Annotated in this window: 19 protein-coding genes; 18 read left to right on the top strand and 1 reads right to left on the bottom strand. The window is 30.1% G+C overall.

Annotated features, from left to right (window positions below):
* Positions 1–2,636, top strand: a 2,636-nt coding sequence (gene ppc / locus RWQ73_RS05545) for a phosphoenolpyruvate carboxylase (protein ID WP_314407167.1), incomplete at its 5' end; no start/stop codon positions are given.
* 247 nt (positions 2,637–2,883) lie between these two features.
* Here ppc and RWQ73_RS05540 read toward each other — a convergent pair.
* Positions 2,884–4,734: a glycoside hydrolase family 13 protein gene (locus RWQ73_RS05540; protein WP_314407166.1), complete on the bottom strand. Its 1,851-nt coding sequence runs from the start codon at positions 4,732–4,734 to the stop codon at positions 2,884–2,886.
* Between the two features lie 333 nt (positions 4,735–5,067).
* On the opposite strand from RWQ73_RS05540, the gene glgB reads away from it, so the two are divergent.
* From glgB to RWQ73_RS05455, 17 genes are all read left to right on the top strand, one after another.
* Positions 5,068–6,921, top strand: a complete 1,854-nt coding sequence (gene glgB, locus RWQ73_RS05535; RefSeq protein WP_314407164.1) for a 1,4-alpha-glucan branching protein GlgB — start codon at positions 5,068–5,070, stop codon at positions 6,919–6,921.
* 27 nt (positions 6,922–6,948) lie between these two features.
* Positions 6,949–8,121, top strand: coding sequence for a glucose-1-phosphate adenylyltransferase (locus RWQ73_RS05530; protein WP_314407163.1), 1,173 nt, complete (start codon positions 6,949–6,951; stop codon positions 8,119–8,121).
* A 1-nt stretch (position 8,122) separates the two neighbouring features.
* Positions 8,123–9,238, top strand: coding sequence for a glucose-1-phosphate adenylyltransferase subunit GlgD (glgD, locus tag RWQ73_RS05525; protein WP_314407162.1), 1,116 nt, complete (start codon positions 8,123–8,125; stop codon positions 9,236–9,238).
* 141 nt (positions 9,239–9,379) lie between these two features.
* Positions 9,380–10,798 (top strand): glycogen synthase, encoded by a 1,419-nt coding sequence (locus RWQ73_RS05520; protein ID WP_314407161.1) that lies wholly within the window; start codon positions 9,380–9,382, stop codon positions 10,796–10,798.
* Positions 10,799–10,822: 24 nt separating this feature from the next.
* Positions 10,823–13,216 carry a glycogen/starch/alpha-glucan phosphorylase gene (locus tag RWQ73_RS05515; RefSeq protein WP_314407160.1) on the top strand — a complete coding sequence of 798 codons (2,394 nt, stop codon included), beginning with the start codon at positions 10,823–10,825 and terminating at the stop codon, positions 13,214–13,216.
* A 224-nt stretch (positions 13,217–13,440) separates the two neighbouring features.
* Entirely contained in the window at positions 13,441–14,250 is an 810-nt protein-coding gene (locus RWQ73_RS05510) for a TlyA family RNA methyltransferase (protein ID WP_314407158.1), read from the top strand.
* An 11-nt stretch (positions 14,251–14,261) separates the two neighbouring features.
* Complete coding sequence (recN, locus tag RWQ73_RS05505) at positions 14,262–15,965, top strand: DNA repair protein RecN (RefSeq protein ID WP_314407156.1); 1,704 nt, start codon at positions 14,262–14,264, stop codon at positions 15,963–15,965.
* Between the two features lie 33 nt (positions 15,966–15,998).
* Positions 15,999–16,880 carry a ribosome small subunit-dependent GTPase A gene (gene rsgA, locus RWQ73_RS05500; protein ID WP_314407155.1) on the top strand — a complete coding sequence of 294 codons (882 nt, stop codon included), beginning with the start codon at positions 15,999–16,001 and terminating at the stop codon, positions 16,878–16,880.
* A 1-nt stretch (position 16,881) separates the two neighbouring features.
* Entirely contained in the window at positions 16,882–17,526 is a 645-nt protein-coding gene (rpe, locus tag RWQ73_RS05495; protein WP_314407154.1) for a ribulose-phosphate 3-epimerase, read from the top strand.
* Positions 17,526–18,158 carry a thiamine diphosphokinase gene (locus RWQ73_RS05490; protein WP_314407153.1) on the top strand — a complete coding sequence of 211 codons (633 nt, stop codon included), beginning with the start codon at positions 17,526–17,528 and terminating at the stop codon, positions 18,156–18,158. The genes rpe and RWQ73_RS05490 overlap by 1 nt, the downstream gene beginning before the upstream one ends.
* Before the next feature lie 11 nt (positions 18,159–18,169).
* On the top strand, positions 18,170–19,015 hold the full coding sequence (locus tag RWQ73_RS05485; protein ID WP_314407152.1) for a sulfite exporter TauE/SafE family protein: 846 nt from the start codon (positions 18,170–18,172) through the stop codon (positions 19,013–19,015).
* A gap of 1 nt (position 19,016) precedes the next feature.
* Positions 19,017–19,370, top strand: a complete 354-nt coding sequence (locus RWQ73_RS05480; RefSeq protein ID WP_314407151.1) for a DUF1634 domain-containing protein — start codon at positions 19,017–19,019, stop codon at positions 19,368–19,370.
* A 213-nt stretch (positions 19,371–19,583) separates the two neighbouring features.
* Positions 19,584–20,966 (top strand): cytochrome ubiquinol oxidase subunit I, encoded by a 1,383-nt coding sequence (locus RWQ73_RS05475; protein ID WP_314407149.1) that lies wholly within the window; start codon positions 19,584–19,586, stop codon positions 20,964–20,966.
* A 1-nt stretch (position 20,967) separates the two neighbouring features.
* Positions 20,968–21,996 carry a cytochrome d ubiquinol oxidase subunit II gene (cydB, locus tag RWQ73_RS05470; protein WP_314084586.1) on the top strand — a complete coding sequence of 343 codons (1,029 nt, stop codon included), beginning with the start codon at positions 20,968–20,970 and terminating at the stop codon, positions 21,994–21,996.
* Between the two features lie 3 nt (positions 21,997–21,999).
* Complete coding sequence (cydD, locus tag RWQ73_RS05465; protein WP_314407147.1) at positions 22,000–23,715, top strand: thiol reductant ABC exporter subunit CydD; 1,716 nt, start codon at positions 22,000–22,002, stop codon at positions 23,713–23,715.
* Complete coding sequence (gene cydC, locus RWQ73_RS05460) at positions 23,705–25,438, top strand: thiol reductant ABC exporter subunit CydC (protein ID WP_314407145.1); 1,734 nt, start codon at positions 23,705–23,707, stop codon at positions 25,436–25,438. The genes cydD and cydC overlap by 11 nt, the downstream gene beginning before the upstream one ends.
* Positions 25,439–25,688: 250 nt before the next feature.
* Complete coding sequence (locus RWQ73_RS05455) at positions 25,689–25,919, top strand: 23S rRNA methyltransferase (RefSeq protein ID WP_314407143.1); 231 nt, start codon at positions 25,689–25,691, stop codon at positions 25,917–25,919.
* Positions 25,920–26,404: the final 485 nt, after the last annotated feature.

Here is a 26,404-nt window from a genome sequence, read left to right as displayed (position 1 = left end):
TTCAAATTCTTACAGAAATGTTGTTAAAAGCAACACAAAAGTTAATTTCTGAAGAGACGTTTGAAAAAATTGTAGAATTAAAAGCATTAGCTGATGAAAAAAATTATGATAAATTAAATCTTATTATTAAAGATTTAACACAAGAAGAGATGGAAATAGTAGCTAATTTCTTCTCGGTTTTACCTTTATTAATTAATATTGCTGAGGATGTTGACTTAGCATATGAAGTAAACTTCAAAAATAATTCAAACGAGGCTTATATTGGTAAGTTGTCTGAATCTATAAATAATATTAAAGATAAAAATATTTTAGATAATATTAATGTAGTTCCAGTATTAACAGCACATCCGACTCAAGTACAACGTAAGACGATTCTTGATTTAACAGAAAAATTACATACATTATTAAGAAAACATCGTGATGTAAAAAATGGTCTTATTAATGAAAGAAAATGGAAAAATGATATTCAAAAGCATATAGAAATCCTAATTCAAAGTGATATAATTCGTGAAAAAAAACTAAAAGTAGCTAATGAAATCACTAATGTATTGGAGTATTATAATTTATCTTTTATTAAAGCAATTGGTAAATTGATGACTGAGTACAAAATGCTGCTCAAAGAAAATAACATTGAATTAAAAAATGAGACACCTATAACTATGGGGATGTGGATTGGTGGAGACCGTGATGGTAATCCATTTGTAACTGCAGAAACATTAAATTTATCTGCAATGAAGCAATGTGAGCTTATAACAACATACTACTTAGAAAAGTTAGAAAGTTTATATAGAACTTTCTCTATGTCAACGCAATATATAGAAGAAAGTAAAGAATTAGAAGAATTAGCTAATCTTTCGAATGACTTATCGATTTACAGAGAAAAAGAACCGTATAGAAGAGCTATTTTCTATATAAAGGAAAAATTAGAGAATACAAAAGAATACTTACTTTATGATAAAGAAATTGGAGAAAAGTATTTAACATCTGCAGAATTTATTAATGATTTAGAAATTATTGAAAAATCATTGTTAGAAAATAAAGGGGAAATTCTAATTACTGGAGAGTTTGAAGAACTATTAAATGTTGTTAAAATCTTTGGATTCTACTTAGCTAGTATTGATATGAGACAAGATTCAAGTGTTTATGAATCATCGGTTGCGGAACTATTAAAAAGTGCAAATATAGAGAAAAATTATAGTGGGCTTACTGAAGAAGAAAAATGTAAATTGTTACTAAAACAATTAAAAGAAGATCCACGACCATTGAGTATCAATGATGAAAATAAACAATCAGAAGAACTAAAAAAGGAACTATCTATTTTTAGAACAGCAAGGAAATTAAAAGATAAACTTGGAGAAAATATTATTAAACAAAATATTATCTCGCATACAACAAGTATTTCTGATTTATTAGAGCTTGCAATTATGTTAAAAGAGGTAGGATTAGTTGGAAGTGATTTCGCTAGACTGCAACTAGTTCCATTATTCGAAACTATAGAAGACTTGGAAAATTCATATGAAATTATGGATCAATATTTGAGTCTTGATATAGTGAAAAAATGGGTAAGCGATAATAAAAATTATCAAGAAATTATGTTAGGATACTCTGATAGTAATAAAGATGGTGGATATTTATCATCAGGATGGTCATTGTATAAAGCACAACAAGAACTTTCTTCATTAGGAGAAAAACATAGTATAAAAGTTACTTTCTTCCATGGGCGTGGAGGAACAGTAGGTCGAGGTGGAGGACCAAGTTATGACGCGATTATTTCTCAACCGTTAGGAAGTGTTCAAGATAGAATTCGATTAACAGAACAAGGTGAAATTATTGCTGCTAAATATGGAAATAGCGACGCAGCATACTATAATTTAGAAGCACTATTTTCTGCTGTTATTCAAAGGATGAATGCTGATAAAGTTAATACAGATATTAGAGACATTCCTGAAATTCAAAGAATTATGGATGAGATAGTAAACGATAGTTATAAAAAGTATCGTGAGTTAGTTTTTGAAAATAAAAACTTTTATAATTATTTCTTTGAAGCAACACCAATTAAAGAAATTTCTAGTTTAAATATAGGCTCTCGTCCAGCTTCTCGTAAGAAAATTACTGATATCGGAGGGCTGAGAGCTATTCCATGGGTATTCTCATGGTCACAAAGTAGAATAATGTTACCAGGTTGGTATGGAGTAGGTACAGCATTCTCTAATTTTATTAGTAAAAATAAAGATAATATAGAAATACTTCGTAACATGTATAAAAACTGGCCGTTCTTCAATTCATTATTATCAAATGTGGATATGGTAATGTCAAAATCAAATATGGGAATTGCTAAAGAATATGCAAATCTATGTCGTGATGAAAAAACTAAAAAAGTCTATGATGAAATATTAAGAGAGTGGAATTTAACAAAACAAGTAGTATTAGAAATTTCAGAACATAAAGAATTTTTAGAAGATAATACTTATTTAACTCGCAGTTTAGAAAATAGGTTGCAGTACTTTAATACTCTAAACTTACTTCAAGTAGAGTTAATTAAACGTGCTAGGGAAGGTGAATTACCAGACTCGCAAATTAATACAATTCACATTACGATTAATGGAGTTGCTACCGGACTTAGAAACTCAGGATAATATAATAAAAAGATTCAGAAATAGCTTTAATGAAAGCTGATTTCTGAATCTTTATTTTGTTGATAATCCAGTAGAGTAAATTAGATTATAGAAGAATTAGGCTTGTAGTAATATATGATGTAGTGGTTTATTAATATCTAAAATTTTCTTTTGAAAAGCTTATTAGATATTTAAGAAACTTTATAGGGAGACTTCATAAAGACAATTTCTTTGAAATCATGATTTTAAGGACTCCCTCGTTAGAATATTACTTAATTTTAATCGCTATATAGCTGTGTGGAGGTACAACTATACCAAAAGGTGTAGAATATATATCGGTATTACCGAATAATTTATCACCACAATAGTTTTCAATAAAATGAGCTTTAGAGTCAAGATTAATAATACAAAGAATATTATTACGTTTATATGCAACGCATTTTTCATTAGTGTAAATAAATTCAAAATTTGTTATAAAATCCTCTTTATTGTCATTTCTAAATTTTGATAGCTTAATGTAGTGATCTAATAAATCTTCATCTTTATTATTATGTGTAAAACCTAATCTATTATAAGGATCTCTAAAACCGTACATTCCTATTTCATCACCATAATAGATACATGGTACACCAGGTAAAGTGAATTGGATAAAACTTGCATACTTAAGTAGTTCCTTCGCTTTATTATATTGTTCAGGTGACATTTTATAAGTAGGTCTTTCGTTGACGGGTATATTTTCTGGATTATCGAATGCTAACATTGTTAGAACACGTTCAGTATCATGACTACCTAGTAAATTCATCACTGTATCAAGAGCAGGACGAGGATAGTTTTCTACAAGTTTTAATATTTCTAAAGTAAAATCTTCTGCATTTTTATTTTTCACAAAATCTATAATTGCATTTTTCCAAGGATAATTCATTACACTATCAAGCTGATCGCCTAAAAAATATCGTCTACGTGTATTATATGAAATTTTATTTGTAGCATCTTCCCAAACTTCACCTATTATAAGAGCATCTTTATCATAATATTTAGCACTCTCTCGAATTCGATCTAAAAATTCATCTGGAAATTCATCTGCAACATCTAAACGCCATCCTGAAATTCCTAATTTTTGCCAAAAATTAACAACTCCAGTGTCGTTATTGTTGATAAAATCACTGTATTCTTTATTTTCTTTTATTACAGTCGGTAAGTTATCAAATCCCCACCAAGAGTGATATTCATTAGGGAAATTCTTAAAGTCGAACCAAGGATAATAAGGTGAACTTTTAGAGTTGAATGCACCGATACTATCGTAGTTATTATATCTGTTGAAATAGATACTATCTGAACCAGTGTGACTGAATACACCATCTAGAATAATTTTGATATTATCATTTTTAAAGTTTTTACAGAAACTTTCAAATTGTTCATTTGTTCCAAAATATGGATCAACATTAAAATAGTCTGAAGTAGAATATCTATGGTTTTCAGGGCTTTCTACAATAGGGTTAAGATAAATACTTTCAATATTTAATTTTTTAAAATATTCTTTTTCTTCTTCAATCCCTAATAAATTACCCATTAGGAAATCTTTAGCCCCGTAATTTTCATGAGTAATAGAAGAATGTGGAATGTTGTTCCAATTTTCATGACGAATTCTAATATTTTCATTTCTAGCCACTTGTGCAACATATTTCTCGCTGCGTTTAAATCTATCTGGAAAAATTTGATACATAATAGAGCCTTTGTACCATGATGGGGTAGTAAAGTTTGAATCATAAACTGTCAGTTGCCAATCTGGAAGATCATCAATATTGTTTACTAATTTAGTATTAAGTCTGTCATTTTTTAGAAAAACATAGAAATTATCAAAATGAACTTCAAAATGATAAAAGTATAAACCTATGTTAAATGGCTCAAAGTTTACACTATATTTCGTGTAATTTTCTTCAGTTTTTTCTTTGAATGTTAAACTTTTACTAATTAATTCACCTGTAAAATCATTTCTAATTACAATCTTTAGATCATTAAAGTAAAAATCATCTTTAATTAAAACTTCGAATTTAAAGTTTTCTTTGTTATTAATAGCTCCTTTAGGAAATTTATTTTTTATTGGATTAAATTTAATCATATTTTTCTTCTCCGAAATGTAAATTTTTTGTTATTAAACTGTTTTACAAAATTCATCATTTTTATTTTAATATAAAAGTTTTTAAATGTAAATATTATTATTATAAAAAAACAAAAAAATATTAGTATAAAAGCAATGTAAAGGGTATAATTAACGTTTGGAAAAAGTTACAGAAAACATTTACACTTAACACCTTTTGTGTTATAATATAGGTATAAATTTCTAATGAATAAGCGGGTATAATTTTAACTATTTTAAACGCAGTATTTTTTATAATAAATTTTTTTAAGAGTAGAAGAAAACGGTTACTTTTAAAGAAAAGGGGGTTATTAAGTGAATAATAATATGGCGGAATATTTATTTCATGAAGGGACAAATTATCATAGCCATAAATTTTTAGGATCATTTTTAGAAGGAGACACATGTACTTTTAGAGTGTGGGCTCCAAATGCGAAAAAAGTTTTTGTTACAGGTGAATTTTGTTCGTGGTATCCACATACTCATGAAATGAAACTTATAAATGACAAAGGTATTTATGAAATTACAATATCAGGTGTTAGCCAATTTGATGCTTATAAGTATATCATAGTTACTAGAAGTGGAGTTGAATTATGGAAGGCTGATCCATATGCGAAACATGCAGAGACTAGACCGTTGACAGCGTCAAAAGTTTATTCTATGCCAGATTACAAATGGAATGATAGCAGATGGATGAAAAATAGAGAAGTACCTTATCATCGTCCGATGAATGTTTATGAAGTACACTTAGGATCATGGAAACACCACGAAGATGGTAAAGAGATGAGCTATAGAGATTTAGCACACACACTGGTAGATTATGTTAAAGAAATGAATTACACTCATATCGAATTACTACCGGTAACGGAATATCCATATGATAAATCATGGGGGTATCAGGCGACTGGTTATTTCTCGCCAACTTCTAGATATGGAACACCGGAAGATTTCATGTATTTTGTAGATCGTTGTCATCAAAATAATATAGGAGTAATTTTAGACTGGGTTCCTGGTCATTTTACAAAAGATGCTCATGGGTTATATGAATTTGACGGAACTCCTTGTTATGAATATTCTGATCCGAGGAAAATGGAGCATGAAGGTTGGGGAACAAGAGTTTTTGATTATGGTCGAAACGAAATTAAGTCATTCTTAACTTCGAGTGCAGTTTCTTGGATAGAAGATTATCATATTGATGGAATTAGAGTGGATGCTGTTAGTTCTATGATATTTTTAAATTATTGCCGAGATGAAGAAAAATCTGCAAGAAATATCTATGGCGGATTCGAAAATCTAGAAGCAATTGATTTTATAAAAAATCTTAATCTATATATAAAAGAAAATTACCCTGGTGTTAGTATGATTGCTGAAGAATCTACAAGTTATCCAAAGGTTACAGCTGCGGTCGAACACGGTGGTTTAGGCTTTGACTTCAAGTGGAATATGGGATGGATGAATGACAGTCTTGATTATTTAGAAACAGATCCTTTCTTTAGAAAAGGAGTACATAACAAATTTACTTTTTCAATGCACTATGCATTCTCAGAAAACTTCATTCTACCTATATCACACGATGAAGTAGTTCATGGGAAAAAATCACTTTTAGATAAGAGTCCAGTACCTTATGATGAGAAATTTGGTAATTTCAAAGCATTTTTAGGATATATGTATGCACACCCAGGGAAAAAATTAACTTTTATGGGAATTGACATTGCTCAGTATATCGAGTGGGATGAAGAAAGAGAATTAGATTGGTTATTGATGTTATATCCAAAACACGTTTTCACGCACAGATATGTTAAGGAATTAAACAAATTCTATAAAAACACACCAGCATTATGGGAGAATGATAGTGATTGGGATGGATTTAAGTGGCATGTAGTGGATGATTATATTAATAATGTATTCGCTTTTTCACGAAAAGATAGAGCAGGCAAAGAAGTACTAGTAATTAGTAATTTTTCAAGTCAAGTATTAAAAAATTATGAAATTGGAGTAGATACTTGGGGGAGTTATAAAATAGTATTGAACTCGGATGCTAAAAAGTATGATGGTATAGCTATTACTAACAGAAATTTAAAAACGATAAATAAAGAAAAAAATGAATTTAAATATACTTTGAGTATAAACATTCCACCTTATACAACAATGTATATAGAAAAGAAATAATAAGTTTAGGAGAAGGGGGTCAAAATAATGGCACGAAAAAAAGAAGTAGTAGCTATGCTACTAGCAGGAGGACAAGGAACAAGGCTTCAAGTTTTAACAAAAGATATGGCTAAACCAGCTGTACCTTTTGGAGGGAAATATAGAATCATCGATTTCCCGTTATCAAACTGTGCAAATTCAGGTATTTCAACAGTTGGAGTATTAACACAGTTTATGCCACTTGAACTTAACTCATATATGGGAAATGGTCAACCATGGGATTTAGATAGAATGGATGGAGGTTTATCTATTTTACCACCTTATACAGCCGGAAAAACTGGTGAATGGTATAAGGGTACTGCAAATGCAATATATCAAAATATAAAATATATAGAGCAGTATAATCCAGAATATGTACTTATTTTATCAGGAGATCACATTTATAAAATGAATTATAAAGAAATGTTAGATTTCCATAAAGAAAAAGGTGCTGATTTAACAATTGCTCATATTAATGTACCTATAGAAGAAGCAAGTCGTTTTGGTATTTTAAATACTAATTCAGACTTGAAAGTAACAGAGTTTTTAGAAAAACCAGAACATCCAATTTCAACAAAAGCATCAATGGGAATCTATATTTTTAGTTGGAATCAACTTAGAGAATATTTGATTCGTGATGAAGAAAATGAAGAAAGTGAAAAAGACTTTGGTAAAAACATTATTCCAATGATGTTAAATGAAGGTAAAAATATCTATGCATATCCATTCTATGGTTATTGGAAAGATGTAGGGACAATTGAAAGCTTATGGGAAGCTAATATGGACCTAATAAAAAATAAAGAAAACTTTAATATCGATGATAAATTATGGAGAATATACTATAGACACGAAGGAGCTATGCCACAATATTTAGCTCATAGTGCAAATGTTAAAAACTCTATGATTTCTGATGGGACATCTGTATATGGTACTATTTCAGATTCAATTATTTCTTCAGGTGTAAGAATTGAAGAAGGAGCGGAAATTGTAGGAAGTATTATTATGAAAAATGTATTAATTGAAAAAGGAGCAAAAATCTTTAATTCAATTATAGCAGAAGGTTCAGTTATCAAAGAAAATGTAGAAGTTGGTAATAGAGAAGTAGTTTTAGGGAAAGAGCAAATAACTGTAATCGGTAGAGATGAAGTTGTAAATGAGAATAGGAAAGTAGAGGGAAAATAATATGGTAAATGCATTTTGTATATTATTCGCAGATAATTATCGTAATGATGATTTACAAGGATTAGTAAGAAATAGAATACTAGCATCTTTAGCTGTAGCTTCAAGATATAGAATGATTGACTTTATGTTGTCTTCTTTAGTAAAAGCAGAAGTTTCTAACATTGCAGTAGTAACAAATCACCACTATAAATCTTTAATGGATCACCTAAGTTGGGGGAAAGACTGGGATTTAAATAGAAAAAATAGTGGATTAAAATTCATTACTCCTATGTCAAATCATCAGTCAAATCGTTTAGCTCAAAATAAAATAGAAGCATTAGGCGATGCTGCAAAATACGCAGACACTTTATTAGAAGAATACTGTATTCTTGCAGATGGAAATATTGTAGGTAATATTGACTTTAAAGATATGGTAAAATATCATAAATCAACAAATGCTGATATTACTTTAGCGTATACTTATAGACAACCTCAACAGCGTGAATCTCAAATTATCTTTGATGATAAACATAGAGTATACGACAGCTTATTCCACTATGACGGATATAACGAAGTATGCCCAACACAAGTGAAAATTTATATAATGTCTAAGGATATGTTCAAAGAAATAGTTAAAAAAGGTATGACATTAGGTTGGCAAGATCTATTATTAGACTTTATCGCTAAAAATTTCCACAGATTAAATGTGTATGGATATGAAGTTAAAAACTATGTTAAAACAATTAATAGTGTTCAAGAATACTATAACTTTAACAAAGACTTATTAAACCCTGAGAAACTAAATGAATTATTTTTATCAGGAACTGATATCTTAACAAGAGTAGCAGATAGTGTGCCAACAACATATGGAGATGGAGCAATTGTTAAAAACTCTATTTTAGGTGATGGCTGTGAAATTAACGGTATAGTTGAGGACAGTATACTATTTAGGGATGTTGTGGTTGAAGAAGGTGCTGTTATTAAGAACTCGATAGTTATGTCTAACAGTGTAATTAAAAAATCAGCATACCTTGATTATGTAATTGTAGATAAAAGTGCAGTTGTTTCAGAAAAAGTAGAATTAAAAGGAACTGAAAACTGTCAAGTTATTGTAGAAAAGAATAAAGTAGTAGAATAATAATAATGGGTTAGAATAAAATGTGGGAAAATTTTGTAAAACTTTCGATTTTCTATTGAAAATAGAGTATAATATACAGATAGACTACATCTAAAACTAACCCTTTTAGTATGATAATAATAACGAATAAGGAGAAATATAATGAAAATATTATTCGTGGCGGCAGAGGCGGCACCATTTGTTAAAGTTGGAGGACTGGGAGATGTTATAGGATCTTTACCAAAGGCACTTCAAGATGAAAATATAGAAGCAAGGGTAGTACTGCCATTGTATTCTTCAATAGATCGAGAAAAGTACGATTTAAAATATAAACAGCATATTTTTATGAACTTAGGGTGGAGAACTGTTTACTGTGGAATATTTGAAGCACAAGTGAATGGTGTAACATACTATTTTATAGATAATGAACAATACTTTAATAGAGCTAGTGTCTATGGACAAGAAGATGATGGAGAGAGATTTGCTTTCTTCTCTAAAGCAGCTTTAGAAATATTACCTCATATAGATTATAAACCTGATATAGTTAATGCTAATGACTGGCATGCAGCATTATCTGTAATTTATCTTGATGATTTGAAATCAAGAGGAGTGGAATTCTATCAAAATATTAAAAGTGTAATCTCTATTCATAATATCGAATTCCAAGGTAAATTTAATCCGTATGATATGGGGTACTTGTTTGGTTTAGATAACAAATATTTTGATGCCTTAATATATAAAGGTGATTTGAATCTATTAAAAGGTGCTATCCAATTAGCTGATAGAATTAATACAGTGAGTGAAACGTATGCACATGAAATATTAGATCCATATTTTTCATATGGCTTAGACGACATCTTGAGAGTAGAACAAGGAAAGCTACATGGTATTATTAATGGTTTAGATACTGATAAGTTCAATTCGAAAACTGATAAGCAAATTTTCAAGAATTTTGATGTGAAAACATTAAAAAATAAAGTTCAGAATAAATTAAAATTCCAAGAAGAAATGGCATTAGAAGTAAATGAAAATATACCAATGATTGGTATGGTTACGAGATTAACTCATCAAAAAGGTATAGATTTAGTCCTTCACGTAGCCGATGAAATATTAAAAACAGGAGCACAGCTAATAATTCTTGGAACAGGAGATAGACATTATGAAGAAGCATTACGTTCTCTTGAGTATCGTCGTCACGACAAAGTAAGAAGTTTAATAATGTTTTCACCAGAAGTTTCATCAAAAGTTTATAGTTCTTGTGATATGTTCTTAATGCCATCAAAAACAGAACCTTGTGGGTTGTCTCAGTTGATTTCAATGAGATATGCGACTATTCCAATCGTACATAGAGTGGGCGGATTAAGAGATACAGTAGTTCCATTCGATGGTAAATTTGGAACAGGGTTTACTTTCGAAAGTTTCGATGCTTACGATATGCTAGATGCCATTTACAGGGCAACGTATTGTTATTATCAAGAACGTCATATTTGGAACAAAATTATGACAAACGCAATAAAACAGGATGTAAGTTGGAAAAAATCAGCATTACAATATATAGATATGTATAATGAAATTGTGTAAAACACTAGGAGTTAGGAGACACTAATGAAAAACAAAGAATTTGAACAAAAAGTTGAGAAGTATTTAAAAAGACAATTTGGTATAACTATAGCTTCAGCAAGTAAACGTCAGGTTTATGAAGCTCTTATGAGTACAGTAAGAGAAAAACTATCTGAGAAAAAATTTGCATACGAACAAGAATTGAAAAAAACAAAGCAAAAACGTGCTTACTATATGTCAATGGAGTTTCTTGTAGGTAGAACATTAAGAAATAACTTGTATAATTTAGGTGTAGAAAAAGATGTAAATAAATTTTTAGCAGACAATAATTTTGACTTAGATGAAATTTATGATATCGAGCCAGATCCAGGATTAGGTAACGGTGGTCTAGGACGTCTTGCTTCATGTTATTTAGATGCTTTAACAAGTACTGATTACCCAGTTACAGGATTTTCAATTTTATATGAATATGGTATCTTTAAACAAGTAATTAATAATGGGTGGCAACAAGAATTCCCGGACTATTGGTTAGATCTAGGTAAGTATGGATTAGTTTATAGAAATGACGAAGAAATTGAAGTAAGATTCTATGGACATGTCGAAGAAAAAATGACAGAAAATGGTTTTAAAGTTGAACATAAAGATTATACTTCAATCCAAGCAGAACCTTATGATTTACTAATTTCTGGTTATAAAACAAAAACTGTAAATACATTGCGTTTATGGGAAGCAAAAGCAAAAACTGGATTTAATATGAAATTGTTCGAACGTGGAGAATACTCAAAATCTTCTGAAGCAGAAGCAATTGCTTCTTCAATTTCTAAATTATTATATCCAGCAGATAGCACAAATGAAGGTAAAGAATTACGTATTAAACAACAATACTTCTTCATCAGTGCGTCATTACAACAATTAGTGAAAAATCACTATAATGAATTTGGTACATTAGAAAACTTAAGTGAACATGTTGCTTTACATATCAATGATACTCACCCTGCGATGGGAGTACCAGAATTAATGAGATTATTACTTGATGAATATGGTTATTCATGGGATAAGGCTTGGGAAATTACAACTAAAACTTTTGCCTACACAAACCATACGATTATGGCAGAAGCTTTAGAAAAATGGTCAGTGGATTTATTTAAACCATTATTACCACGTATTTACTCTATTATTGAAGAAATTAACAAACGATTCTGTCAATGGGTAATTGATCAAGGAAAAGAATTCACATTAGCAGAGACTGCAATTATATATGATAATCAGATTAGAATGGCTAACTTATCAATCGTAGGAAGTCATAATGTTAATGGTGTATCAAAACTACACAGTGATATTCTTGTAGATTCTACATTTAGAGCATTTAGTGAACTTTATCCAACTAAATTCGGTAATGTAACTAATGGTATAGCACACCGTAGATGGTTAGGTCAAGCAAATCCTGAGTTAGCAACTTACCTTGAAGAATTAATCGGAGATGACTTTGTAAAAGATTTATCTAAGATTAGTAAGCTAAATGAATATAAAAATGATAAGAAAGTTGTAGCTAAGCTTCAAGAAATTAAAAAGGTTAAAAAAGAACAACTTGCAAAATATATTCAAAATACTACAGGTATTACAGTAAATCCAGATTCAATTTTTGATGTTCAAGTTAAAAGACTTCATGAATATAAACGTCAATTACTAAATGCATTGCATATTGTATACTTATACAGAGAGATAAAATATAATGGATTACGTCCAGTACCAAGAACGTTTATTTTCGCAGCAAAAGCTTCATCAGGATATCAAATGGCAAAAAATATAATTAAATTTATCCACTCAATCTCACAAATGATAGAATGTGATGAACTAGTTCGCGATTACATTAAAGTTGTATTCTTACCAGATTACAAAGTAACGCTAGCAGAAAAAATTATTCCAGCAGCTGACATTAGTGAACAAATTTCACAAGCTGGTAAAGAAGCAAGTGGAACAGGTAATATGAAACTAATGCTTAATGGAGCGTTAACACTAGGTACTTTAGATGGCGCCAACGTTGAGATTCATGAAGCAGTAGGTGATGATAACATCTTTATCTTTGGACTAGAAACTCCAGAGGTTGATGCCTTAAATGCACAAGGTTATAAACCATGGGAATACTATAATAATTCAACTAAGATTAAAGAAACTTTAGATTTCATTAGAACTATGACTGTTGGTGGTATGAACTTCAGCTTTATCGTAGACTATCTATTAACACAAGATAATTATATGTGTCTAGCTGATTTTGAAAGTTATGTGGCAGCACAAGAAAAAGTGGCCCAAACATATCAAGATAAAGCAAAATGGGGTCGTATGAGCTTAGTAAATACAGCTAATGCTGGTATCTTCTCAGCAGATAGATCTGTAGCCGAATACGCTAAAGATATCTGGAATATTAAAAAAGTAAAATAGTAGAAAATTATAAGAGTAACTTAGAGAATTATCCTCTCTAAGTTGCTCTTTATTAATTTCAATAAGATTAATAGATAATTTTAGACATAAAGTGTATATAAAAGCTTCATTCTCATAGCTAAAAAGTTATTAATATGGTAAAATTAATAAGAAAGACTGTGATAATTTCTAAAGTAGAAGGTATATCGAAATTTTCACATGTAGTAAAATATAAAGAGGTAATTATGGCGAAAGAAAGAGCAGATGTCCTTTGTGTGAGTCAAGGGCTATTTGAATCACGAGAAAAAGCAAAACGAGCAATAATGGCTGGTATTGTTTATAATGATAATATTAGAATAGATAAAGCAGGAGAAAAGGTTGAGTCGACGGCTGAGCTTAGAATTAAAGGTAAACAGATGCCTTATGTAAGCCGTGGAGGACTAAAACTAGAAAAAGCAATAAAAGAACTCAATTTTGATGTGAAGAATAAAGTTATGATTGATATAGGTTCTTCTACTGGAGGATTTACGGATTGTGCTTTACAAAATGGAGCAAAGTTTGTCTATGCTTTAGATGTTGGTACGAATCAACTTGTTTGGAAATTACGTAACGATGAACGAGTTAAGGTTATGGAACAGACTAACTTTAGACATTCAGTAAAAGAGGATTTTGATGTATATGATATAGATATAGCCTCTATCGATGTTTCATTTATTTCACTATCATTGATATTACCAAATCTAGCTGAGATTATAAAAGACGGAGGAGAGGTTTGTGCCCTTGTGAAACCTCAATTTGAAGCGGGAAAAGATAAGGTAGGTAAAGGTGGAATTGTTCGAGATAAAAAAGTTCAATTGGAAGTTGTAGAAAAAGTGTTATTACTAGCAAATAGTGTTGGTTTCAGTATGACAAACCTTTCGTATTCACCAATAACAGGGGGAGAAGGAAATATTGAATTCCTAATGACTTTAAAATACAATGAAACTAAAGAAATAGAAAATAAAAATATAAACATCGAGCATATTGTCAATAATGCTCACAATCACTTTAAATAGAGGAGGAATCAATGTTAATTCAGTTAAATATTAAGCAATTTGGAATAATTGAAAAAGCTACTATAGAACTAAAAAATGGTTTAACTGTCTTAAGTGGAGAAACTGGAGCGGGAAAATCGATGATTCTAGCAGCAATTTCACAATTGTCAGGTCAAAGAACCTCAACGTCTTATATTCGTTATGGAGAAGAAAAGGCTAGTGTAGAAGGAGTATTTGATTTTCCAAAGAGTAAGGAAGTTAAGGAAATTTTTAATGAATTAGACTTAGATTTAGAGGATGAAGTTATTGTAGTTCGTCGAGATATTTATAGTAGTGGAAAAAGTGTTTGTAGAATTAATGGTACGATTGTTAACCTGTCAACATTAAAAAAAATAGCTGCTCACTTATTAGATATTCATGAACAACATGATAATCAAGTTCTATTAGTAGAAAAAAATCACCTTAATTTAGTCGATTCGTTTAATAAAGAAAAAATACAACCTGTTTATATTAAATACAAAGAAAAGTATAAAGAATATCAAGTAATTAAAGAAAAAATTGATAAATTAAAACAACAAGAAAGTGATGTACTTCAAAAAGTTGACTTCTTAAAATATCAGTATAAAGAATTAAGTCAAATGAAGCTTAAAAAAGATGAAGATTTAGCTCTTGAAAAAGATATTGATTACTTAGAAAACTTCGAAAAGGTTAATAACCTTGCTCATAGTATAACAGAAGGAATTGATGGAGGAGAGTATGGAGTTTTATCAAAACTAGCAGAAATCAGGTCTAATTTAGGAGAACTGAGTAGATATAATTCTAATTTTGAAGAAAAGTATGAGGAAATTACTAATTTATATTATATTCTTGATGATTTGAAATATGAAGTATCTAGTTATACTGATGTAATAGAATATGACGAAGAAAAATTGGATAGATTAATCTATAGATTAGATAAGATAAAGACTTTAGAGAAAAAATATTCAAAACCACTAAATGATCTTATAGTATTCACAGAGAATATTAAAGAAGAATTGGATGAGCTAGAAAACTATGAAGAAAATTTTGGGAATTACTTAGAAGAAAGCAAGAAAATAGAAAAAGAATTAGTAGTTTTAGCCGAAAATTTGAGTTCGATAAGAAAAGAAACAGCGCTTAAATTAGAAAAATTAATACAAGATGAATTGAAATTCTTATATATGGAGAAAAGTACTATTAAAGTTGATTTCAAAGAAAAAGAATTCTCATCTACAGGAAAAGATGATGTTAAAATACTGATTAGTGCAAACCTTGGAGAGCCTCTGAAATCATTATCAAAAGTGGCATCTGGAGGAGAACTATCTAGGGTAATGTTAGCTCTAAAAATTATTTTCTCAAGAAGTATAGAAGCCACTTCAATAATATTTGATGAAATTGATACTGGTGTTAGCGGTAGAGTATCTCAAAGAATGGCAGAAAAAATGTACCAGCTTGGTGTAGGTTCTCAAGTACTTTGTATTTCGCACTTACCGCAAACTACAGCTTTGGCAGATACTAACTTACTGATTAGTAAAGAAATCATTGATAAGAGAACTTTAACTGTGATTAGAGAGTTAACTGAAGAAGAGAAAATTGCAGAAGTGGCAAGAATGGTATCAGGTGATACTATGACAAAACTTTCTGAGGAACACTCTATAGAAATGTTAAAACTAGCAGAAAAAACTAAAGCAGATATAAGAGGAAAAATAAATAAATAGCTATAGTAAATACCCAAAGGGGATAGGAGGAACATGACTAAAGAAGGAAAAATTTTAAAAGCACTTAGTGGATTTTATTATGTAAATTGTTCTGGAGAAATAGTTACGTGTCGAGCACGAGGCAACTTTAGAAATGAGAATATTACACCTTTAGTAGGTGACGATGTAAAAATTCAATTAAGTGATAATAACACGGGATATGTGATAGAAATACTAGAAAGAAAGAATGAATTATTACGACCAAAAGTTGCCAATATAGACTATAGTATTATTGTAGTATCAGTAAAAGACCCAGAATTTTCTAGTAAACTACTAAATAAAATAATTTGTTTAAATGAAAATAGTAATGTAGATATCATTATCATTTTTACCAAGTTAGATTTATTAACTGAAGAAGAACTAGGGGAAATGAAAGAAATAATGAATTATTACTATGAAATTGGATATCAGGTTTTCACAAATTCAGAGGAAGATATCGATAAACTTAAAGAGGTTATTTCTAATAAATATGTAGCAATATCAGGACAATCAGGAGCAGGAAAATCTACGTTCATTAATAAATTAGCAGAGCATTTAGATATCGAAACAGGAGAAATTTCAAAACATTTGGGACGTGGACGACATACAACAAGGCATACGGAATTTTATCAAATTGATGATTTTTATATAGCAGATACACCAGGATTTTCTTCACTTGATATTACATTTATTGAAAAAGAAGATTTACAATACCTGTTTAGAGAATTTCATGATTATGATTGTAAATTCAAACCATGTAATCATATGGAAGAAATTCAATGTGGTGTTAAAAAAGCTGTTGAAAGTAAAGAAATACTTGCAAGTCGTTATGAAGATTATAAGGTGTTATTTACAGAAAAACAAAATCAAAAAAGAAAATATGTAAAGGAGAGATAAGATGAAGAAAATATTACCTTCAATTTTATCAGCAGATTTTGCTAACTTAGAAAGAGATATTAAAGAATTAGAGAATATCGGAATTGATATGTTTCACATCGACGTAATGGATGGGAATTTTGTTCCAAATATTTCATTTGGATTCCCAATAATTGAGTCTATTCGTTCAAAAACAGATAAGATATTCGATTGTCATTTAATGATAGATAATCCAGAAAATTATGTTGAGCAATTTTGTAAAGTAGGGTGTGATATGGTTTCGTTCCATATTGAAGCTACAAATCATGCGGACAGATTAGTTCAAGTAATTAGAGATAATGGAAAAAAAGCTGGAATTGTATTAAATCCTCAAACGCCAATTGAAAGTATAAAGTATTTATTGCCAAAATTAGATTATGTTCTGGTTATGACAGTTAACCCTGGATTTGGTGGGCAAAAATTTATACAAGAGATGTTAGAAAAAATCGAAGAACTAGCAAAGATTCGTGAAAATAAAGGTTATAACTTCTTAATAGAAGTAGATGGCGGAATTAATATAGAAACTTCAAAAGCTTGTCGAGATAAAGGTGCAGACTTACTAGTATGTGGTTCATTTTTATTTGGAGCAAGCGACAAAGAAAAAACTTTAGGTGAGTTGTTAAAATAATGAATATAAAAAAGATAAACATAATGTTAGGAGGAGTATTTCCAAAAGAAATACCATCAAATAACTTATGGTGTGGAGTAGATAAAGGAGCATTGTACTTACTTAATAAAGGAGTGAGTCCAATATTAAGTTGCGGAGATTTTGATTCGATAACTTTGGATCAAAGAAAAGAAGTTGAAGAAAAATCTAAGTACTTTAAAGTAAAAAATAGTGAAGATTTAACAGATGCAGAATTTGCACTAAAAAATTTATTAGAATTATTTAATGAAGTTGAAGTCATAGATATATATGGAGCAACTGGTCGAAGATTAGATCACTTTTTTGGAAATGTTTTGTTATTAAATAATTTAAAGTACAATAATATTAAAATTAGAATTATAGATGATAATAATATAATCACAACAGCTAAAAAAGGATTAAATATTTTTGAAAGAATAGAAGGATATAAATATTTCTCAATAGTTCCTATTTATGAGAATACAGTGATGACAATTAAAAATTCAAAATATGAAGTAGATAATTTATTTCTCACTTTAAATCGTCCTAATGCAACAAGTAATGAATTTTCAACTGAAAAAGCAATTGAGTTGCATGTAACTGCAAATGTGTTAGTAATATATTCAAAAGATTAGAAGGTGAATGTATGGTAGAAATATTACAATTTATGCTTATAGCTGTTTTTGCGGGATTCTTAGGTTCTTTAGTAGGGCTAGGTGGTGGAATCATCATCACTCCTGCATTAACAATTTTATTTGGATTTGATATTAAATATGCTATTGGAGCAAGTATTGTTGCTGTTATAGCAACAAGTAGTGGTTCTGCGATAGCATTCGTAAAAGATCATGTAAGCAATATGAGAGTTGGAATGCTATTAGAAGTATTTACTACTGCAGGAGGAGTAGTTGGTGCTCTTATGGCAGGTATATTTTCATCTAAATTATTATATATATTTTTCTCATTGATACTATTGAATTCTTTTTACGGAATGCTTAAAAAAGCAGGTATAATTACCAAAAAAAGAGTAGAAGAAAAAGTAGAAAATGATAAATATGCCGAAAAATATAAACTTAATTCATCATATTATGATAAAGCAACAGGCGAAACTATTGAATATAATGTTGCAAATGTTCCACAAGGTTCGTTAGTAATGTTTGGGGCAGGATTTGCCAGTGGGCTACTAGGAATTGGAAGTGGAGCTTTTAAAGTAATAGCCTTAGACAGTTATATGAAATTACCAATTAAAGTAAGTACAGCAACAAGTAATTTCATGATGGGAGTAACAGCTACAGCAAGTGCGTTAATATATTTCTTTAATGGAACTATTAATCCAGCGGTAGCAGCACCGATTGCATTAGGAACTTTAATAGGTTCAAGAACAGGTGCGAAAGTGATGCAAAGATTAGATGCTAAATACATACGCTTAATTTTTCTCCCAATTCTGTTATTTACAATAGTTAATATGTTCCTTAAAGGACTGGGGGTGCTTTAATATGAGTGAAAAAAGAGACATTAATGTAGTAATTGCAAATATTATAAAAACAGGAGTTTTTGTAAGTTCATTCTTTATTATAACAGGCATAATACTTAGTTTTATACAAGGAGCAGATGGAGTATTAACGGTAGAGAGATATACTTTTAAAGAAATGCTAATAGGATTAGTATCACTTAATTATTATTCGTACTTAATGTTCGGTATATTTCTTTTAATATTAACACCTGTACTACGTATATTGGGCTTACTGTATGTCTATATTGAAGAAAAAGATTATAAATTTGTAAGAATTTGTATTTTAGTACTTGTTATCCTAATTGTAAGTCTATTTTTGGGAGTAACACATAGCTAAAATATAAAAAAATTAATTAATCCAATGTTCAACTATGCGATAACAATAGAATTTATCGTGAAATGTGTACAAATTGTGAACGAAAAATGGTAAAATGTGGTATATATGCTACTTTTTAGCATTTTTCTTTTGCTATAATAATAACTATGTTATACAATAATAATATAATATTTACAATTAAATATAATTTAACACATATAAGGAGGTATATCTATGTTGGATCCACTATTACTTGCAAGGATACAATTTGCAGCAACAACAGTGTTCCACTTCTTCTTTGTACCTATCACTATAGGTATGGTGTTCTTAATCGCAATTTTTGAAAGTATTTATGTTAAAACTGGCGACGAGCATTATAAGAGAATTACGAAGTTCTTTGGTCACTTATTCCTAATTAACTTCGCTGTTGGGGTTGTTACAGGTATCCTACAAGAGTTCCAATTTGGTATGAACTGGTCTGAATATTCTTCATTCGTAGGGGATGTTTTCGGGCCATCACTTGCGATAGAAGCGTTACTTGCATTCTATCTTGAGTCTACATTTATCGGTATTTGGATTTTCTCTTGGGAGAAAATTAATAAAAAACTACACGCAATGTGTATTTGGTTAGTAGGTATCGGGACAGTTATGTCAGCGTTCTGGATTTTATCAGCTAACTCATTCATGCAACACCCAGTTGGTGTTAAATATGTTGAAAACAGCGTAATTGGTAAAAAAGCAGAAATGATTGACTTCTTTGCAATCATTAAAAACCCATATTTATGGAATCAATTCCCTCACGTAATTACAATGGCGATTACAGTAGGGGCATTTACAATTGCAGGTATTGCATCTTGGAAAATGCTTCGTAAACACGAAGTTGCAATCTTCAGAAAAGCTTTTAGAGTTTCAATTATTGCTGCTCTAATTGGTTCTACTGGATTATTCGTAACTGGGCACTCTCAAATGCAATATTTAGTAAGAGAATATCCTATGAAAGTTGCAGCAGCTGAGGCACTATATGAAGATACAGGAAACTCAGCACCATTCTCTGTTCTAGCAACAATTGATCAGAAACAACAAAAAGCAGAACATCACCTTGAAGTTCCTGGTATGTTAAGTTTCTTAGCATATGATAAATTTGAAGGAAGTCTTAAAGGTATGAAATCTCTTCAAAAAGAAATGGACGAAAAATACTATCCAGTAGTTGGAAAACACATTGATTACACACCTCATGTACCAACTATTTACTACTCATTCAGAATTATGTCTGCTTCTGTAGGTATCTTAATCCTAATGTCATTACTTGGAACTATATATTCATTCAAGAGAACTGAAACTAAAAAAGGTTGGTTTTTAAAACTTATGCCTTGGACACTGCTAGTAGCAGAAGTTGCTACTGCTTGTGGTTGGATTATGGCAGAGATGGGACGTCAACCATTCTTAATCTTCGGAGTAATGGCTACTGAATCTGGGGTTTCACCAAACTCAGGTGCATCAGTGTTATTCTCATTATTAGTATTCTGTGTGTTATATACAGTGTTAGGTATTATACAATATATCGCATTCAGATACACAATGAACAAAAAAGAAACAACTGTGAAGGAGGTAGCATAGTATGGATTGGTCAGTAGCATTACCAAATATTTGGTTCTTACTTATTACGATACTATTTACAGGATTCTTCGTATTAGAAGGATATGACTTCGGGGTTGGGGTACTAGCTCAAGTACTAGGTAAGACTGATGAAGATAAACGTGTTTACTTCAATACAATTGGTCCTTTCTGGGATGCAAACGAAGTTTGGCTATTAACAGGTGGTGGAGCAATGTTCGCAGCTTTCCCGATCTGGTACGGTAAATTATTTAGTGGGTACTATATCGCATTCGTATTAATGTTAGTAGCGTTAATCTTGCGAGGCGTATCATTTGAATTTAGAGGTAAATTAGGTGATAATAGAACTTGGATTAAATCATTCGATATAGCAATGTTTGTTGGTAGCTTACTTCCTCCAGTATTATGGGGAGTTGCAGTAGCTAACTTCATGACAGGAGCAAACCTTGATTCTAAGAAAAACTTAGTTGATGGTTTCTTAGGTTTATTATCTCCATTCACTATCCTTGGTGGAGTAATGATGTTACTTCTTATGTTAGTTCATGGAGCACAATTCTTAGCTCTAAAAACTACAGGAGAACTAAGAAACGCAGCTCGTGCAACATCTGCATTATTATTCCCATTTGCTGCGGTAGTAACATTAGTATTTGCAATATGGGCATTATTTAAAACAGATATCTTTACAACAAACTATTATGTTGGTTTAGTACTAGCAGTAATTGCGGTAGTATTCTTCGTATTATCATTTGTTTTAAACTTTAAAGGTCGTGACTTAGGTGCATTCTTAAGTACATCAGGAACATTAGCGTTCCTAACTCTAAGTGTCTTCGCAGGTATGTTCCCACGTGCTATTATAAACAGTAATGATGTTAGTCAATCACTATTTATTTATGATGCTGCGAGTGGAGTATACACTCTAAGACTTATGACAATAGTTGCATTATTCCTATTGCCATTCGTTTTAGGATACCAAGTTTGGTCATATTCTATTTTTAGAAAACGACTAACTAAAGAAGATAAATTGGAGTATTAGTCAATGAAAAAAAAGGAAGCAAAATTAAGACTTCCTGTTAAAAAAAGTCTTACATTGACACTATTAATATTATCAATATTCGAAGCAGCTTGTATAATTATACAGGCTGCTTTTTTAGCAAAAGCCATAGTTGGGCTATTTGATAAAAATTTTGATAATGTTGTAAGAGATAGTGTTCTTTTTTTAATAGGTTTTATTTTTAGGATAGTGTTCTTACACTTACAACAATATTTTACTGAAAATCATGCAATTAAGTTCGAAAGAGAGCTTAGAAGAAAATTACTTCATAGTTACTTTGATTTAGGACCTGATTTCACATCTAGAGAAGGATCAGGAAAACTAGTGACATTAGCAATTGATGGAATAGGTAAAGTAAAACAGTATTTTGAGCTAAATGTATCGAAACAAATACGTGGAGCTATAATACCAACCTTAGTAGTTATATTTATATTTTATACAGATTATGTATCAGCCTTAATGATAATATCTGTAATACCAGTTATCGTTATTTTTATGATACTACTAGGAATTAATGCTAGAGATATGGCTAATAGACAGTATAAAAAATATAGAGCATTATCTAATAACTTTATTGATACAATTCGAGGTGTAGAGACGCTTAAATTCTTAGGAGTAAGTAAAAACTACTTACCTATTATGGAAAAGAAAAACAGAGAATATCGTCAAAGTACAATGAAAACACTAAGTGTTGCATTTTTAAATAGCTTTGCTTTAGATTTTTTAACAACAATAGCAATAGCACTATTAGCAGTAAGATTAGGGATACTTTTATTAGATGGAAGTACAGTCTTATTGCCATCACTAACAGTATTATTAATAGCACCTGAATTTTTCCTTCCTATGAAACAAGCTGCAACAGATTATCATGCAACGCTTGACGGACAAATGGCATATGAAGATATCAACAGAATGATAATCGATAATGAAAATAATAAATCAGAGAAATCTTCTATTGAAAGTGTGGAAAATATTAAACTACAAAATGTAAGCTTAATAAAAGATGAGAAGAAAATTCTCGATAATATAACTTTATCAATAAACAAAGGTGAAAAGATTTGCCTTGTAGGCCAAAGTGGAAGTGGGAAAACTTCATTAATCTCAGTATTATCTGGGTTTAATGAACAGAGTGAAGGTGAGATATTAATAAATAATGAAGTTACAAACTTAAAAAATGTACATTGGTCAAACAATATTTCTTATATTTCGCAATTTCCTTATGTATTCCCAGATACAATTCGTAATAATATATTATTCTATACTAATGAAAATATAAGCGAAGATCAGTTAAGAAAAATTAGCGAGTTAGTAGGTTTAGATAAATTTATTTCTACATTACCACAAGGATACGATACTAATATTGGAGAAGGTGGTCAAGAGTTAAGTGGAGGTCAAGCACAACGTATTGCCATTGCCAGAGCTTTAATTAGTAACAGAGAAGTAATTATTTTAGATGAACCTACAAGTCATCTGGATATAGAAACAGAGTTTGAAATAAAAGAAAAACTATTAGAATTATTTAAAGGTAGAACCGTAATTATAGCTACACACAGACTACACTGGTTGAATAATGTAGATTATGTGTTAAATTTAGAACAAGGAAAGGTTAGTAATTTTGAAAAAGTAGTTGAATTTAAAAATTCACCGCGTTTTGAAGAATTGAAAGCTAATCTAGTAGGAGGCAGCTATAGTGAAAAATAATTCAATTATAAGAAAAGAAATTAAAAAGAATAAAGGCGTAATGAGTGGAGTAGTCTTTTTAGGATTAATGTCTGTTATTAGTGGAGCAGCGTTAATGTATGTATCAGGTTACTTAATCAGTAAAGCATCATTACAAATTGGAAATATTTTAATGCTACAAGTACCTACAGTACTGACAAGAACATTTTCACTGTCACAATCTACATTTGCTTATATTCAAAGATTAGTAAGTCATAACTTAGTTTTAGGTATAATCGAAAAAATGCGTAGTAGAGTATATAAAATATTAGAACCTAAAGCATTAAAATTGAAGAAAGAATATAAATCTGGTGATTTACTAGGTATTATTTCTGAAGATATTGAAAATATGCAAAATATCTATCTAAAAACAATATTCCCAAGTATTATTTCATTAGTATTATATGTACTTTTCATTACGGTAATGTTTGGCTATGATGCGAATTATGCAATCTTAGCAGCTCTATTTGGAATTTTTATAATCTTTGTAGTTCCATTTGCTTCACTTACTATTACTAGAAAGAACTTTCAAATTATGAAAGAAGCTAAGTACAACCTATACCGTGATTTTACAAGTGCGATTTTTGGACTAAGTGACTGGATTTCTTCTAATAAAGTAAATGAATTTATGGATGATTACCAAGCTAAAGAAGAAAAACTTTTACGTCGTGAAAGAAAGATTAAAACATTCGTTCACTTAAGAGAAAACTTTGTAAACATACTTGCGGGTGCCGTAGCATTCTTAATGATTTATAGTTGTTGGAATATGACTGTTAACAATGTAGTAGAAAATGTTTATATCGCATCATTCTGTATGATGGTATTATCAGTTCTTAGTGTAGCTGTAATGACAAGTGAAGCTGTGGCTCACATTCCAGGATACGAGGTTTCTATAAATAGAGTAAAAGAATTTTATGCTCAAGGAGATGACGAAAAAGTTGAAGTTGTTGATTCAATAAATTCAGAAGGAAATATTATTGATATTAAAAACTTATCTTTTGAATATGAAAAAGGCAAAACTATTTTAAATAATTTATCACTTTCTATTAAAAAAGGTGAGAAAGTAGCAATATTAGGAAGAAGTGGTGTAGGAAAATCTACATTGGTGAAATTATTAACAGGTACTTATACAGATTATCATGGTGAGATTACTGTTCTTGATAAAAAACCAACAGAAACAATGTTAGGTACAGAAATTTCGCTTTTAAACCAAAAACCTTACCTATTTGATATGACGATTAGAGAAAATCTTAAACTTTCTCTGCTAGATACAAAATTAGAGGAAGCTGAAATTGAAGATAAAATTAATGACAGTTTAGAAAAAGCACAACTAACTAAATTGCTTCAAAGTTTACCAGATGGTATAGATACGAATGTCTTCGAAACTGGTAGTAGGTTTTCAGGTGGAGAACGTCAACGTATTGCTTTTGCTAGAAGTATAATTCAAAATAATGAATTGTTATTACTAGATGAGCCGACTGTAGGATTAGATCCAAAGACAGAGCATGAACTATTAACTACAATTTTTGAGTCTAGTAAAGATAAAACAATTGTATGGATTACCCATCATTTAAACTCTATCGAATATATGGATAGAATAATATTCATTAAAGATGGAGAAATAGAGATGGATGGAACTCATAGTGAACTTTACGCAACAAATGATAAGTATAAGAAATTGTATGATATGGATAATATAGCGTAATAGTATTTGCAAAATTTTACAAATATAGAGCAGTTACAGGAACAAGAAAAATGACTAACACAGGTAAAGAGAAACGAGTTAGACCTATAAATTTTGATTGAAAAATGCTATAATACAACTTGTATAAAAGTATAAAGTATTTGGAGGTTTAGAATATGGAAGTAATTGCACTATTGAGATGGTAGCACTTTTGTCCAAACTCGATGTCGATAAGCATATAGACGTTGAAATTAAGCTGGATGAGCTGGATTTGACAAGTGCGGAGAGTAAAGCAACATATGCTCAAATCAAAGAATATGTTTGGAATAAATTTCAATTAAAAGTTTCAACATTATATATTGCACAGATAAAAAGGAAATGTGGAATAGAATTACGAGAACATTACAACAAGTCAAAAAAGGAGAAACAAATTATTCCACAGTGTACACCTGAAAAAGAAGAAGCCATCATGGATGCTTTGAGACACTTCAAAATGATTTAATAGAAAAGAATGACAGCATATGACTTTCTGCATTTATTACATTCCTACTTGGTATTGGAACGGCGTTGTTGTATATCATTATGGTGTTCTGCTTATTTTGGGCGTTAGCTTCTTTTATTGCAAGTTTAAGAGTAAGTTAACATATTTTTAGAAGTGTAAGTTGAATGATTGGTAAAATAGCAGGTATATATCTCTAAGTGTTATAATATATTATTAAGATGAAATATATTAGTTATTTAAAGATAAGAGAAACGAACGGGCAGAGGGGGGAAATTAAAACAAAATTATATTAAAAGAACACGCTAATTATGAAACTGGGATTTGTTATGAATCCCAGTTTAATTTTTATAATTGGATTAATAGAATTATTAAACTATACAATAAAATCAATTTAAAGAAAAATAAATATTAGATAATCTTAGACGATATAAATTAAAAACTCTATTGTCTATTTTTATACTCAAAAGTTGGAGGGTATGATGATG

It is taken from the genome of uncultured Gemella sp., assembly GCF_963525875.1.
In the GTDB taxonomy this organism is placed as follows: Bacteria; Bacillota; Bacilli; order Staphylococcales; family Gemellaceae; genus Gemella.
This window is presented reverse-complemented; position numbering and strand designations above follow the sequence as displayed.